9 protein-coding genes are annotated in these 14,908 nt (G+C 60.9%); 3 read left to right on the plus strand and 6 right to left on the minus strand.

Going from position 1 to position 14,908, the window contains the following annotated elements:
* Positions 1-29: 29 nt before the first annotated feature.
* Positions 30-1,970 (minus strand): CocE/NonD family hydrolase, encoded by a 1,941-nt coding sequence (locus HW556_RS03275; RefSeq protein WP_176897926.1) that lies wholly within the window; start codon positions 1,968-1,970, stop codon positions 30-32.
* 197 nt (positions 1,971-2,167) lie between these two features.
* On the opposite strand from HW556_RS03275, the gene HW556_RS03280 reads away from it, so the two are divergent.
* Positions 2,168-4,768, plus strand: coding sequence for a M14 family metallopeptidase (locus HW556_RS03280; RefSeq protein WP_317170467.1), 2,601 nt, complete (start codon positions 2,168-2,170; stop codon positions 4,766-4,768).
* 83 nt (positions 4,769-4,851) lie between these two features.
* On the opposite strand, the gene HW556_RS03285 is transcribed toward HW556_RS03280, so the two are convergent.
* From HW556_RS03285 to HW556_RS03295, 3 genes are all read right to left on the minus strand, one after another.
* Entirely contained in the window at positions 4,852-5,205 is a 354-nt protein-coding gene (locus tag HW556_RS03285) for a hypothetical protein (RefSeq protein ID WP_176897928.1), read from the minus strand.
* Between the two features lie 215 nt (positions 5,206-5,420).
* The gene (locus tag HW556_RS03290) at positions 5,421-6,647 is read right to left on the minus strand and encodes an S-adenosylmethionine:tRNA ribosyltransferase-isomerase (RefSeq protein ID WP_176897930.1); all 1,227 of its coding nucleotides are present in this window, start codon (positions 6,645-6,647) and stop codon (positions 5,421-5,423) included.
* 139 nt (positions 6,648-6,786) lie between these two features.
* The gene (locus tag HW556_RS03295; RefSeq protein WP_176897932.1) at positions 6,787-7,566 is read right to left on the minus strand and encodes a class I SAM-dependent methyltransferase; all 780 of its coding nucleotides are present in this window, start codon (positions 7,564-7,566) and stop codon (positions 6,787-6,789) included.
* 223 nt (positions 7,567-7,789) lie between these two features.
* Here HW556_RS03295 and HW556_RS03300 point away from each other — a divergent pair, with 223 nt between their 5' ends.
* A complete protein-coding gene (locus HW556_RS03300) occupies positions 7,790-8,383 on the plus strand; it encodes a hypothetical protein (protein WP_176897934.1) in 594 nt (197 codons plus the stop codon).
* Positions 8,384-8,616: 233 nt separating this feature from the next.
* Positions 8,617-9,369: a hypothetical protein gene (locus HW556_RS03305; RefSeq protein ID WP_176897936.1), complete on the plus strand. Its 753-nt coding sequence runs from the start codon at positions 8,617-8,619 to the stop codon at positions 9,367-9,369.
* Between the two features lie 22 nt (positions 9,370-9,391).
* Here the strand turns inward: HW556_RS03305 and priA are convergent, their stop codons facing one another.
* Together priA and HW556_RS03315 are read right to left on the minus strand one after the other, a co-directional pair.
* Positions 9,392-11,941, minus strand: a complete 2,550-nt coding sequence (priA, locus tag HW556_RS03310; protein WP_176897938.1) for a replication restart helicase PriA — start codon at positions 11,939-11,941, stop codon at positions 9,392-9,394.
* Positions 11,942-12,241: 300 nt separating this feature from the next.
* Positions 12,242-14,902, minus strand: a complete 2,661-nt coding sequence (locus HW556_RS03315) for a GSCFA domain-containing protein (RefSeq protein WP_176897940.1) — start codon at positions 14,900-14,902, stop codon at positions 12,242-12,244.
* Between the last annotated feature and the right edge of the window lie 6 nt (positions 14,903-14,908).

A 14,908-nucleotide genomic window follows, 5' to 3' on the forward strand; every position in this document is an offset into this window, starting at 1 on the left:
TCACTCAGAATGACGTTCTCTTTTTCCTGTTAGAGCACCCGCACCTTCAGCTGCGAGGCTTTGGCGGGGGAGTGGTAGAGGCGGTGGTTGGCGGTCTGGAAGTCCTTTTCGTCGGCCTCGAAAATGTTGGGCACGAAGGTCTGGGGGTTGCGGTCGACCATTGGGAACCAGCTGCTTTGTACCTGCACCATCAGGCGGTGGCCCTTGCGGAAGGTGTGGCATAGGTCCTGTACCGTAAAGGGCACGGCCGTTACCTGGTTAGGCACGAAGGCCTCGGGCTGGCTGAAGCTGTTGCGGAACCGGCCGCGCATCACCTCCGAGCGCACCATCTGTTGGTAGCCGCCCAGCTTCACCGCTGGGTTCAGGCGTGCGTTGTCGGGCGTATCATTGGGGTATACGTCAATAATTTTCACCACCCAGTCGGCATCAGTACCGGTGGTAGCCACCTGCAATAGTGCCTCAATGGGGCCGGCCAGCGTCAGGTCCTCGGTCAGCACATCGGTCTGGTAGGTGAGCACGTCGGGGCGGCGGCTGGCAAAGCGCTGGTCGTCGGTCATGTACTCGCGGGTCATGCCCGTGGCCATGTTTTCGTTGGAAGGCACGGGCTTTGCCGGGTCGCTGATGTACTGGTCGAACTCGGCTTGGCCGCCGTTGGGGGCTTCAAACCCAATTTTACCGTCGGCCTGGAAATACATCGTGCGCTCCTGGGCCTGCTTGGGCGGCCAGGCGTCGAAGGTGCGCCACTTGTTGGTGCCGCCCTCAAACACGGTAGCTTCGGGTACATTAGGCCGCTTGTTGTCCTTCAGATACGATTTGAAAAACGGTGCCTCAATCTCCTTCTGGTAGTAAAGCGAAGGCGACTCACCGTAGGCCACATTGCCCACTACTTCGCCGGTGCCACGGGCCCAGCCGCCATGCACCCAGGGTCCCATCACAAGGCCGTTCTGCATGCCGGGGTTTTGCTTTTCGATGCTCTCGTAGATTTTGAGCGCCCCAAACAAATCCTCGGCATCATTGAAGCCGCCCACGGTGAGCACGGCGGTTTGCTTATTCAGGTTTTTGAGGTGGGGGCGCAGGTTGCGGGCCTGCCAGAACTCGTCGTAGTTGGGGTGCTGCATCATCTCGTTCCAGAACGCGACTTGGCCCTTGTAATAGCGGGCATCGGCGTTCTTGAGCGGGCCCATCTTCATAAAGAAGTCGTAGCCGTCGGGCGTGCCGTGGTCGAAGCGGGGGTTGCCGGTGGGCGTAGGCGCGGGTCGGGGTAACCCGAAAGAGGCCAGGAAATTGAAGGCGTGAGGAAGGAAGAACGCGCCATTGTGGTGGAAATCGTCCCAGAACCAGTCGGCAATGGGGGCTTGGGGCGAGGAGGCCTTAAGGGCCGGATGGCGGCCGAGCAGGCCAATAGCCGTGTAGAAACCGGGGTAGCTGATGCCCCACTGGCCCACGCGGCCGTTGTTTTTTGGCCCCTTCTTCACTAGCCACTCAATGGTGTCAAAGGTGTCGGTGCCCTCGTCGATGTCGTTTTTGCCTTTGGGGGCATCCTTGGCGGGCCGCATGTTCACAAACTCGCCCTCCGACATATAGCGGCCCCGCACGTCCTGGTAGGCGAAAATGTAACCCTCGCGCATCATTGTGGAGCTGGGACCGAGGCTCTTTTTGTACTTGCCCGCCTCGTAGGGCCCCACGGCGTAGGGCGTACGGCTGAGCATAACTGGGTAGCGCACCTTGTCGGCGTCGTTGGGCGCGTAGATGACGGTATAGAGCTTCACGCCGTCGCGCATGGCAATGCGGTGCTCTGTCTTGGTGTAGTTCTGCTGGATGTAGAGCGTGTCGGCCAGCACTTGGGCCAGCTGCTGCTTGTCCATGTTGGAGGACAGCGGGTACGAAACGGGCTGCTGGGCCTGGGCGGCCAGAGTGCCGGCCGTGAGCAGGGCCGCCAGCAGGGTCGGGCGGAAGTAGGAGTGGAGCATATTTCTGGTTGAGAGGGTGTAGCGCGAAGCTCCAGCTTCGCGTGTTGTTGCTGAGGTTGGGCCGATTTCGTTCAACGAAACGCGAAGCTGGAGCTTCGCGCTATAGCGCGCATTTTCGCTATCAACCAAGCAAGGCCTGCTCAAATATGCTTTCTTTGAGCCAGAGTTTCACTGCTCTCCGATTTTACTTCCGCTGCATGATGAAAAAACTTACGCTACAGGCCCTGAGTCTGCTGCTAGTGGGGCTACTGATGTGCTTTGGTGCCCTGGCCCAGACGCCGGCTCCGGCAGCCTACCCCAACCCGCTGGCTGGCCCGGCCGATGGTCCGTTGCTGACGCCCGCCCAATTTCTTGGTTACGAGCTGGGTGCCCGCTTCACGCCCCACGCCGAGCTGTTGCGTTACGTGGCCCACGTTGCGGCCCATAGCCCCGACCGGATGAAGCTGGAGCGCTACGGCAGCACCTACGAAAACCGCCCGCTGGAGCTGGTCTACATCGCCTCGGCCGCCAACCTGGCCCGCCTCGACGATATCCGGCGCGACAACCTGCGGCTGGCGGGCCTCGAAACCGGGGCCGTGAAGGGTGCTACGCCGGCCGTGGTGTGGCTGAGCTACAATGTGCACGGCAACGAGGCCGTGTCGTCGGAAGCCGTGATGCAGGTGCTGTATGACCTCGCTAATCCCGCCAACACTACCGCGCAGAGCTATCTGCAGAACTTGGTGGTAATCGTGGACCCCTGCGTGAACCCCGACGGGCGCGACCGGTACGCGCAGTGGTACAACCGCGTAGCCAACAAGCAAACCAACGCCTCGCCCCTGAGCTGGGAACACCGGGAGCCCTGGCCCGGTGGCCGCTACAACCACTATTACTTCGATTTGAACCGCGACTGGGCCTGGCAGACCCAGCAGGAAAGTCGCCAGCGCATTGCCGTGTACAACCAGTGGCTGCCGCAGGTCCATGCCGATTTCCACGAAATGGGCCCCTCGGCACCTTACTACTTCTCGCCCGCTGCCAAGCCCTTCCACGCCGACCTCACGGCCTGGCAGCGGCAGTTCCAGGACGTCATCGGCGACTACAACCGGAAGGTGTTTGACAAGAACAACTGGCTCTACTTCACCCGCGAAACCTACGACCTGTTCGCGCCCTTCTATGGCGACACCTGGCCGAGCTTCAATGGTGCTATCGGCGTAACCTACGAGCAGGGCGGCGGCGGCGTGGCCGGTATTGCCTACGCCAAAACCGACGGCGACACGCTCACGCTGAGCCAGCGCATCGAGCACCACCACGCCACCAGCCTAGCCACGTTGCAGGCCGCCGCCGAGCGCCACCAGGACCTGACCCGCGAGTTCCAAAAGTTCTACACCGACGCCCGCACCAAGCCCAAAGGCGAGTACAAGTCGTACGTGCTGGCCGGCTCCTCCGACCCCGGCCAGGTGCGCGCCCTCACGCAATACCTCGACCGCCAGCAAATCAGCTACGGCTTCGCGACCAAGCGCAGCCGCCAGGCCGGCTATAGCTACGCCACCGGCAAAACCGAAACCGTGCAGATCGAGCCCCAGGACGTAGTTATCAGCATGTATCAGCCCAAATCGACGCTGGTAAAAGTGCTGTTCGAACCCCAGGCCCAACTCGAAGACTCGCTCACTTATGACCTCACTGCCTGGTCGCTGCCTTATGCCTTCGGCCTGAACGGCTACGCATTGAAGGGGCAGCTGCCGGTTGCTGGTCGTCAGGTACCAGTCAGTTCAGTTGCTGGCAGCAAGAGCAGCTCAACTGCTACCGCCCCCTATGCCTACCTGGCCCGCTGGAATAATCTGCAGGATGTGCGCTTTCTGAGCCGTTTACTGCAACAGGGCGTGAAGCTGCGGGTGGCCGAGGAGCCCTTTGAAACTGAAGGCCAGAAGTACGGCCGCGGCACGCTCATTATCGCGCGTACCGGTAACGAGCGGCTTGGCGCGCGCTTCGACCAGCTGGTACGCGCCCAGGCTGATTCGGCGGGGGTACTGGTGCAGGCCGTGCAGTCGGGGCTTTCTACCAGCGGCGGCGACCTGGGCTCGCGCTCGGTGCGGCCACTGGCTATGCCCAATGTGGCCGTACTGGCTGGGCCGGGCGTCGATGCCACGGCGTTTGGCGAAGTATGGCACTTTTTCGAGCAGCAGGTGGGCTACCCCATCACAGTGCTCGGTACCGACTACTTCGGCAGCGTGCCGCTCAGCAAGTTCGACGTGCTGATACTACCCGATGGCCGCTACGACGACATCATGAACGAAAGAACCCTGGCCGCCGTGAAAACATGGGTGCGCGGGGGCGGCCGCCTCATTGCCCTCGAAGGAGCCTCGCGTTTCCTGGCTGGCCAAAAGGATCTGCTGCTCAAAGCCAAACCCACCGACTCGACAGCTACCAGCAAGAAAGATCCCTACATCGCCCTGCGCCGCTACGCCGATGCCGAGCGCGACGGGATTGATGGCCGGGTGCAGGGCAGCGTATTCCGGGTGCAGCTCGACAACACTCACCCGCTGGCCTTCGGCTATGGCAACACGTACTTCGCTTTGCTCCGCGAAGCACCCAATTACAAATTCCTGCCCGAAGGGGGCTGGAACGTGGGTGTCCTCAAAAAGAACGGTTACGCCTCGGGCTTTGCTGGCCGCAAAACCCGCACTGGTCTCACCGACAGCTTCGTGCTTGGTACCCAAGACCTGGGCCGCGGCCAAATCGTCTATCTGGCCGACAACCCGCTGTTTCGGGCCTTCTGGCAGGGTGGCAAGCTGCTGTTCGGCAACGCCGTATTCATCCTGTAATCACCGATTACAGCTGGTTCCTTGCATAAAAAAAGAGCTTGCCCACGGGCAAGCTCTTTTTTTATGCAAGGAAGGAAACGCGGTTAGTCAACGACGTCTACGGCTTTGTTTTTAACGGCCTTAGCGCCTTTCTTCGTGGCGCGAGCGGCTTTTTTGGCGGCGCGGGCAGTTTTCTTAGCGGCCTTCGAGGCAAAGTTGCCAGTTGCCTGAGCGCCGGTTTCCACGGCGTTGCCAGTTGCACGGGCGCCGGTTTCTACCGCGTTACCCGTTGCTTGGGCAGCCTCCACAGTGCCCTGCTTGGCATCCTGGATTACTTCGCCGGCTTTGGTCCGCTCATCGGCAGTAGGAGCGGGGGTAATGGTGGCTGGGGTGCTTTGAGCAAAAGCAGCGGCCGTAGTGAAAACCAGGGCAGCAGCTGTCAGAAATATCTTTTTCATGATGGAAAGCAATTGGAAAAAAAGGATTTGGGGCCTTATACGGCGAAATGCTGATGACGGTGAGAAACCAGCCGCACGAAACGGTAAACAGGCCCTTGTAACAGTAAGGTTTACTTGGTTACCTGCCTGAGTTGGTGTGTTTTGAGCTGTCCTTCTGTATAAGTAAGGACGCATGCTTCTATCCCCTTCCTTCTTCCGGCAGACTCGCCCATTGCTTAGGGCAGCAGCAACGAAGAGTCGCCGTAGCTGAGGAAGCGGTAATTATTGGCCAGGGCATGCTCGTACACGCGCCGCCAGTCGGGGCCCAGCATGGCGGCTACTAGCAGCAGTAGGGTGCTTTCGGGCTGATGAAAATTAGTAATAAGCCCGCGCACCAGCCGAAAACGGTAGCCGGGTGCAATCAGTAGTTGGGTGGTGGCGTGTAGCGTATCGGAGCCAGTGAGCTCCAGTTGGGCCAGTAGCGCCTCCAGTGCCCGTTGGGTCGATACCTCAGTGTCGGGCTCGTAGGGCTGCCACTGGCTTACGTGCCAGGCGGGCAGCCGGGCCGGATGCTGCACCAGCGCTGCCCCGAGCCAGTACATGCTTTCGAGGGTGCGCAAGCTGGTAGTACCCACGGGAATAATTGGTTGGCCATCCGCCAGGTGCGCCAACAGCCGCCGCAGCGTGTCGGCCGTTACGCTGAACGGCTCGCCGTGCATGGGGTGGTCGGCCATGTGGTCGGCCTTCACCGGCTGAAACGTGCCCGCGCCCACATGCAGCGTTACGCGGGCAGCGGCGGTGCGGCGCTCGGCCAGCTCGGCCAGCACGGCATCTGAGAAGTGCAGCCCGGCCGTAGGAGCAGCCACAGCGCCTTCGTGGGCGGCGTATACCGTCTGGTAGCGCACGGCGTCCACGTCCGTATCGGGGCGGTTGAGGTAGGGCGGCAGGGGCAGGTGGCCGGCGGCGCGCAGCACTTCGGCAAACGGCAGTTCGGTCGGTTCCCAGTTGAAGGCAATGAGGGCGTAGCCATCGTGCTGCTCGGTGCGCTCGGCCCGCAGGGTGGCCGGCTGGCCATGGGCCTCGAATTCCAGCGTTACGGGGCCATCTTTCCAACGGCGGCCGTTGCCCACCAGGCATTTCCATATGCAGGCCCCGGTTTGCTGCATGGCCAACTCAATAGCGCGGTGCGGCGCTACCGGCTCCAGGCAAAACAGCTCCACTATACCGCCCGTCGGCCGCCGGGCAAACAGGCGCGCCCGCACCACTTTGGTATCGTTGAACACGAGCAGGCTATCGGGTGGCAGCAATGCGGGCAGGTCGCAGAACGTCCGGTCGCCCAGCAGCCCCTGCTGATACACCAGCAGCCGCGACTGGTCGCGGTTGGCCAAGGGCTCGGGCGCAATGCGCTCGGGCGGCAGCTGGTAGGTGAAATCGTGAATGGAAAGCCGGCGCGGATCAGACATTTTTTTGAGCTGTAAGCCGCAAGCTACAAGCTGCAAGCTTCTTTCAGCTTTTCAGCAACACGAAAAAAGCCCTCTTGCAAGCAGGCAGCCGCCCAAACAGACTTGCAGCTTGCGGCTTGAAGCTGGCCGCTAAAAAAAATCATTTCTGGAAAAACAGCAAATGCTGCTGGGGTAGCGTTTCTACCGAGTCGGTAAGGCGCAGGCCTATGGCGGCCATTTCACGGCGGGCCTGCGCCACGCTCATTTTGTGGATGCGCTTGATGGGGACGTTGGGGTCTTCGGCGCGGTACTCGACCAGGGCCAGGCGGCCGTCGGGCGAGAGGGCTTGGCGAATGGCGCGGCCCATTTCGCGCGGGTAGTCGAACTCGTGGTAGGCATCCACCAGCAGCACCAAATCTACCTGGCCGGCGGGCAGGTTGGGGTTTTGGGTGGTACCACGTACCGGAATCACGTTATTGGCTCCCAGCTTTGCGGTGGTTGCGCGCAGGCTGGCCAGCATTTCGGGCTGGATATCGACTGCCAGCACCTTTCCCTGAGGCACCAGCGGGCTCATCTTAAAGGTGAAATAGCCCGTGCCGGCTCCAATATCGGCCACTACATCGGAGGGTTTTAGCTTGAGTGCCCGCAGCAGCTGGTCGGTATCTTCCTCGCGGGCGCGGTCGGAGCGGTCGAGCCAGGAAGCGCCCTCATGGCCCATTACGTGGGCAATCTGACGGCCCATGTAGTATTTGCCTATGCCATTCATGTCCTGCGGGGCACGCCGCTCGTAACCGCTGGTATCGGGAGCAATGTTGGCGCGGCGCTGCTCGGTAAGCTGGACGGCCGTTCCCTCGCTCAGCGACTGGGTGCAGGCCCCGATGCCCAGCAGCAGGACCCCCAGCGCACTGATGGGCAGGAATAATCTTATTTGGTTGACCATAAACGGAAGGCAAATGACGGACTTGCTGCTAACAGAAAGGCCGGTGGAACGGTTCGGGGCAGGCCCAATTGATGGGTGGCAGCCGCAGTAAGCTCTTGACCGGCTGAGCAAAGTTGCGGCACTGCCGCAGTCGATGGGACAATTTATCTGTTCTTGTGGGCTTATTTGCTAATTTAGCCCGTATAAGCTGCTTTCACATCTCCCAACTTTTCTTTCTTTTATTATGAAACACTTGTCCAATCTGTTGCGCAAACTCACCGCCGTAGCGGCCGTTGGCATTGCTCTAACGAGCTGCAACCGCGCCGAGTATGCGATGCTGCCCAAAACGTCGTCGGCTTACCACGGCACTCAGCGGTCTACCATAATCAAGCCAGCCCCGGCCCCCGAGGTTGCAGTAGCCCCGCAGGTTGCTGCTGAGGCAGTGGCAATGCCCGAGGCTGTTGTAGCCCCTGTAGCTGCGCCCGCCGCCGTTGCCAAGGCTGCCCCCGCTGCCGCTGCTCCGGCCAAGTTGGCCAATGCTGCTAAAGCCGTAAAGCTAAACTTTATGCAGAAGGCACTGGTGCAGAAAATCACCAAGAACGCCGACAAGATGGCCGCCAAAGCTGGCATGGTGAAGAAGTCGTCGGAAACGGCTGCTACCAACCGCATCGACGGCAAGCTGCGCCAGGGACTTATTCTAATACTGGTAGGCTTGCTAGTGGGCCTACTGGCTGGTCTGGTAGGCGGCGGTGTTGGTAATATTATAGCTGTGCTAGGTGCCATTATTGTCATCATCGGCGTCGTGCTCATCGTCCTGTACCTGCTCGACGAGGTATAAGCACGTCTCAACCCGCAGTAAAAAGCCCCGGTTGCCAATTGGCAGCCGGGGCTTTTCTGTGAAGTCTGATTCGTGCGCCGGCCACAGTGTCATTGCGGGCTTTCCGGGGCCAATAAGGGAATTTTGTAAAGTCTGATTTCGGTGAAGATGAAAATAGGCAGGGTTGAATATTTTAGTAGTTTTCGTCAGGCATCCAGCAATGGCTGCTCGTCCTATAGCTACACCCCATTTTTATGCTTAGAAGTACCTTGCTCGCCACGATGCTCACCTGGACCTTGTTAGCTGGCTGCCAGAGCGCCCGGTTCGCGCCCACCTTTCCGCGGGGCAGCGAGTATAGCGTGGCCCGCTCGCAACCCGTCGAAGTGCCACCACTCCCGGTTAAGCCCGCCAACGAGCCAGTACTATCGGCCGCGCTACCCGGCCCCGAGTTGGGCAAGGCCGATATTCAGCAACTCGCTGTATCAGAGTTGGTGGTCAGTAAGCCATTATCTGGGCAGGTCGCTCCGGTAATTGCTGTTCCCGATACTACGCTGAAACGTCTGTTGCGGCCGGAACCCAAACTCCGGGCCGACCCGCTCACAACGGTTATAAACGTGGCGGGCGCGGCCGCGGTGGTAGGTGGCGCAGGCTTTGCCATTGCCGGTGCCATCAACAACAGCTCGGGGTATTATCCCTTGGCACAAGTTATAGCGGGCATCGCCTTGCTGGCTGTTGGTATTCCGTTGCTGTTTCTTCAAGGCAAGAATGGGCGGCGGCGCCTGCTCCGGGAGGAACGCAAGCGCAATGCCGCGCCCGTAGGTGCCCCGGCACCAAAAACGGATGCTGCCAATGAACCATTGCAAAAGCTGGGGCTGGGCATGGGCATCGTTGCAGGGGTAATGTTACTGCTGGGGGCGTTGGCAGGAGGCTTCAGCTTTGCTCTTGCCCTCATTATCGGTCTGCCACTGGTCATAGTTGGACTACTGCTTTTTGTAGTAGGCTCTTAATTCCCGTTATCAGCAAGTTCAGCTACATCGGGTCCACGTCGGCGGCCAGGCGTACCTGCTTGAACTCCTTCTGGTCGCGCACTACGTCCATGGCGGCCAACACGTCGGCTTTGGCGGCCTTGAGCACGGTGTGTTCGCGGCTGAGCTTGATGGTGATTTCCTGAAGGTAGAAGTTGCGGATGCGGAAGATGTAGGGTGCCTCGGGGCCCAGCACGGCCTCGCGGCCCAGGCGGTCCACCAGTTCCTGGGTCAGTAGTAGCGCGGCCCGCTCGCCCACCGTTACATCCACGTGCTTCACCGTGAGGCGGATGATGCGCATGAAGGGCGGGTAGCCGTGCTCCCGGCGCTGGGTTATTTCGTACTCGTAGAACTCCAGGTAATCGTTGCGCATCACCTTGTCGAAGATGACCTGCTCGGGGTCGGCGGTCTGAATAATCACGCGGCCCTTCTTGCCCTTGCGGCCCGCTCGTCCGCTCACCTGCACAAACATCTGGAAGGCCCGCTCGTGCGCCCGGAAATCGGGGTAGTGGATGATGGAGTCAGCGTTGATGATGCCTACTAAGCTCACGTTGGCGAAGTCGAGCCCCTTGGTAACCATCTGGGTGCCCACCAGTACGTTGGTTTTCTGCTGCTCGAAGTCGGAAATAATCTGCTGGTAGGAGTTCTTGGCGCGGGTCGTGTCGAGGTCCATGCGCTGCACCTGGGCGGCGGGCAGCATTACCTTCAGGTCGTCCTCTATTTTCTCGGTGCCGAAGCCTACCGTTTTCACGTTGCGCGAGCCGCAGGCGGGGCACTGGGTCGGCATCCGGTCGTGGTGGCCGCAGTAGTGGCAGCGCAGCTCGTGGGCCTGCTTGTGGTAGCTCAGGCTTACGGCACAGTTGGTGCATTTGGGAATCCAGCCGCAGTCGAGGCAGTTGATAAACGGGGCGTAGCCGCGGCGGTTCTGGAACAGAATCACTTGCTCCTGCTGGGCCAACTTGCTTTCCATTTCGGCCATCAGCTCGGGCGTGAAGTGGTTGAGCATCGTTTTCTGCTCCCGGCTCTTGCGGGTGTCGACGAGCACGATTTCGGGCAGGCCGGCCTCGCCGAAGCGTTTGGTCAGGCTCACGAGGCCGTAGCGGCCGGCGCGGGCCTGGTAATAGGTTTCCACAGCCGGCGTGGCTGAGCCGAGCAGTGTTTTCGAGCCCTGGAAGTGCGCCATCATTAGGGCCACCTCGCGGGCATTGTAGCGCGGGGCTGGGTCGTACTGCTTGTAGCTCGATTCGTGCTCCTCGTCCACAATCGTGAGGGCAAGGTTATCGAAGGGCAGGAACACGGCCGAGCGCACGCCCACCACTACCTGAAACCGGCCCGAGAGCACCCCGTTCCACACTTCCACCCGCTCGTTGTCGGAGAATTTGGAGTGGTACACGCCCAGCCGCGAGCCGAATACCCGCATGAGCCGGGTGACAATCTGAGCCGTGAGGGCAATTTCGGGTAGCAGGTACAGTACCTGCCCACCACCATCCAGCGCCTGCTTGATCAGGTCGATGTAGATTTCCGTTTTGCCCGCGCCCGTTACGCCGTGCAACAGCACAATTTCCTTGCTCTGAAACTCGCGCATTACCGCGTCGCGGGCTTCCACCTGCGTGTCGCTCAGCGTGAAGTGCATGTTGGCCTGGGCGTCGTCCTCATCCAGCGGGAAGCGCGACACAATCTGGTCGAACTGCTCCAGAATACCGTTTTTTATGAGCGTGTTCACCGCCGAGGGCGACAGGTGCGGAGCCGACGTGAGGGCTGCTTTTTCGAGGCCCCGGTGGTTGGCGTGCTCGCTCTGGTACACGGGCACGCGCTGCAGGTAGCGCATCACCACATCGAGCTGCTTGGCTTTGCTGGCTAGCTGTCCGAACAGCTCCTCCAGGGCCGCCTCCGCTACGTAACGGTGCGCCAACCGCACCTTCTTCACCACTTTGGGCGAGAATTTATCCTTAAGATGCTCGAACAGGAACACCACGTCCTTCTGCATCAACGACTTGATGTACTTATGAAAGGACGCAATGCCCAGCACCTCACCCACCTCGGTAAACGTCAGCGACTTGCCCACTTCCTCGCCAGTACTCAGTGCATCCACCACCTTCTGCTCCTGCTCGCCGAGCGGGTAGGGGTGGGTTTTGGGCTCATAGGCCGGGTGCAGTTGCACCCGGCTCTCGGAACTGAGCTTGAGGGCGGAGGGCAGGGCCGCGTTTATCACTTCGCCCAACGTGCAGAGGTAGTATTCGGCAATCCAGGCAAACAGCTTTAGCTGGGGTTGGGTGACCACCGGTGCATCGTCGATGAATTCGAGGATGTACTTGGCCTGGTAGGCGGCGGGCGGCGTCTGATGCACGGCCGCCACAATGCAGCTCAGCGTACGTTTGGCCCCGAACTGTACCAGCACGCGCCCGCCAATTACCACTTGGTCGCTCAGTTCGAACGGTACGCGGTAGGTATAGAGGCGGGGCAGTGGCAGGGGCAGAATCACGTCGGCGAACAGCGTGATGCGGTCGGCCGCCGCTTCCGGCGCGGGCTGCACAAAATCAAACGAAAGACTCAACAGAAGGCAAAAACAGAAAGACGAACACCGGCTAGCTGGCAGCAGCCCGCGGCGGCGGAACAGTTAGTAAAGATACAGCACTAGCCGGCCCCGCGGAAGCTGCCGCCGCAAATTCTGCCCGTTGCTACCATCGGGTTGGGCGCTTTATGCAGCGGGGCAGGAGCTTGACCAAACAGGTGGCCGGTATTATCTGCTGATGATATCTCGGGCCGGGTAGCTGGTATTTCAAGCTGCGCAGTTGCAGTGGAATGTAGAGTCCTGATAAACACAAAACCCAGCCGGTGGGGCTGGGTTTTGTGTTTACTCTGCTTCTGGCTTTTCGGTCCCGGTTTTCTTGGCTGGCTTGGCAGCTGTTCGGGTTTTAGCCGGGGCCGGCTTAGCAGCGGTCGGCTTCGGATCAGTTGATGCCTTACCGGCCGCTGCTTTGGGCTTAGCCGCGGCTTTTGGAGTCGCCTTGGTAGTTGCCTCCCTGGTAGCCTTAGGTTTTGCTTTGGCTGGCGCTTTAGGCTTGGCAACCGACTTCGCAGGGGCCGCTGGCTTCGGTGTGGCCGCAGACTCAGTGGCTGCTTCCTTAGGCTTTGCCGCAACTTCGGGCGTAGCCAGGGCTGCGGCTGGAGCTTTCGGTTTGGCGGCAGCTCGCTTCCGGGCAGGAGCCTTGGCGGGTTTCGTTGCTGGAGCTGGCTGGGTAGCCGCTTCTGGTGGCGCAGCCTCGGTTGCTACAGCTTCGGGAGCCGCTTTGCGTTGTGCAGCGGGTTTGCGGCGAGCAGGCCGCGCTGCCGGTTTGGCCGCGGCAGGCTCTAGTGTTGCAGGAGCGGCAGGAGCGGCAGGAGCGGGTGTGGCTACCGGAGCCGCCGCTACTGGCGCAGCTTCAATGGGTGTTGGTGTGGCCGGAGCAACTGATGGCTGCCGGGCCGCTTTCGGCCTTGGGGCGCGCTGCTTTGTGGCTGGCTTCTTGCTTGCTTCAGCAGATACCGGTACGGTCGAGCTCGGCATCATCGGCTCAGCAGCATTGTCCTCCGTGGGCGTAGACGTTGCCTCCGTGGCCTTATCATCAGTGACGGGGGTAGGGCTTTCGGCATCAGTGGCATAGAGGGGCTGACGGCCGGGTCGGCCCCCATAGCGTGGGGCCTGCTCGCGCTTATTACCCCTCCGATTGTTGCGGCCACGGCGGGCTTCAGGCGTTGTCTCGTCGGCCTCCGGTGTGGCCGGCTCGGTTTCATCAGGGCTTGCTGGCTCGGTTGGGCTGTCGGCCGGAACAGGGGGCGTGGACTGCGGGCGGGGCTGGCGCAACTGCGCTTCCGTTACGTATACCACTTCCGATGCTGGCTCGTCGCCGTTGTCAGACTGGAGGGTGGCGTCCGGGGCAGTAGGCTGCAACTCGTCGGGTAGCGGCGCAGACGCGGTGGCTATGACGCTGCCCTCGGGCTGCCCTTCGACATTGCCCTGCTCAGCGGCTAGGCGGGCGTGCTTGCGCTTGGTGCGCTTGGCTCCACCCCGCGAGCGGCGCTTCTTACGGCGGGCCGCTTCCTCAGGCGTTTCCGGCTCACCCGATTGCTCGCTTTCGTCAGTTTCGTCGTCCTCGTCAGTTTCGACCTCGTCTGTCAGGTCGGTGATGGTGGGCGAGTAGGCGTGGTCGTAAGCCGATTCGGCCGATACAGTCGAATCGGTTGTGTCAGTTGTATCGGCTTCCTCTATTTCCGTCTCTTCGGCATCCTCTACCAACAGGCCAGAACCGGGCCGGATGAGGCTGGCCTGGGACGTAAGCCGGGTTTTGGCAAATACGGCCCGGTTGATTTCCTTCTTCGCAGCTTGCTTTTTACCGGCAGCGGGCTTGGCTACGGGCTCGGTGGCTGCCGCTGCTACCAGCTCGGCAGCGGGCTGCGCTTTCTGAGTCGCAGCCTGGTCGTCGAATGAGCCGATGTCGATGCGCTCCTCGCCATCGTCGTATACTTCTTCTTCGGCCGGGGCCGCCACTTTAGGCTCGGGCAGGTTGGCCAACTCACGCTCCACATGCAGCAGCTCCATGCGCACATCAGCGGTGGTGCTGAGCTTGCGCAGACGTTCGAGCGTGCTTTCCAGGAAGGCGCGGTGCTCGGGGGCAGCCGGGTGCAGGGGCCGGTGGCCTAGGTTCTGCCGGATACCTTCCCACTCCTTCTTGAAGCGCCCGAAAGCCGCGTCGAAGTAAGTGCGCGTAAATTTCTCCCACACGTAGTTCTCGGCCGTTTCCGAGAGGTGGAGCATATCGGCGGCGTAAAAGCGGTAGTCACGCAAATCGTCTACTAGCAGCTCGTAAGCCGGGAAGTAGGTAACATCGGGCAGCAACTCGCTCAGGTAATGGCAAGCCACGCGCAGCATCGCCTTGCTGGCCGAGTTTAGCACCAGCGTATCCTTGAGGTGGCGCACGGGGCTCACCGTTAGTATAAAGCGCAGCTTGGGACTTACGCGGCGCAGGTAAGCGTGGGTTTCGGCCACGGCTGCAATAATTTCATCGGCCGTCAGCAGCTCCTTATCGAACTGATCAGCCGCAACCTTATGGCAGTTGCTCACCAACTCGTCGGTTTCACGCAGGCGGTAGGCAAAGGCCGAGCCCAGCGTGAGTATCACTACATCGGCCGTGGCGAGAAACACGCCCACCTCGCGGGTAAGTTGGTTGATATGCTGCAACAGCTCCACCGGCGAGTCGGCCCCGATTTCGGCGTGCAGGTCGTAGCTCTGCCAGCGGCCGCGGGCTTCTACCAAGTGTTGCTGCCAATCAACATCCTCGCCAGCCGCTGCGCGTAGCAGCTTGCAGGCCGAGATGGGGTTGAACACGGTGCCGAACGGGTTAACCAGCGTCGCGACCTTGAACTCGGTCAGGCGCGCGCCGATAGCATCCGAAAAGCAGGAGCCCAGCGTGAGCACCCGGGCCGAAGGCGGCAGCTGGTGGGGGAGGGGCGTAAGCGGAATTTCAGTACGAAACATTGGGCT

Origin of the sequence: Hymenobacter terrestris, assembly GCF_013377905.1 — a bacterium.
Lineage (GTDB): Bacteria > Bacteroidota > Bacteroidia > Cytophagales > Hymenobacteraceae > Hymenobacter > Hymenobacter terrestris.